The sequence below is a fragment of the Sphingomonas sp. AOB5 genome, from assembly GCF_029433115.1.
Taxonomy (GTDB): domain Bacteria; phylum Pseudomonadota; class Alphaproteobacteria; order Sphingomonadales; family Sphingomonadaceae; genus Sphingomonas.
Genome location: NZ_JARNTV010000142.1, coordinates 287 through 517 on the forward strand (window position 1 = coordinate 287; position 231 = coordinate 517).

Here is a 231-nt window from a genome sequence, read left to right on the forward strand (position 1 = left end):
GGGGTGGTGGTGGCCTCGGGTCTGCGGAGCGCTGGTCACCACCCCGCCCGGCCGGATCGCGATCGCTGAGATCGAAGCCAAGCTCGATGATATCCGTGAGCTTCTTAAGCGAGATAGCCTGACGGTCGATTTCGAAGATGCTCAACCATCGGATGTTGATCTCCTCACGTATGAAGAGTTTCGCTTCATCAAACAGCTTAAGGCGGTGGGGATGGGGGACAACCGCCTTCA

1 pseudogene is annotated in these 231 nt (G+C 58.0%); it reads left to right on the plus strand.

What is annotated here, in order from left to right:
* Positions 1 to 231 (plus strand): annotated as a pseudogene (locus P1X14_RS22085) (hypothetical protein); the annotation flags it as partial.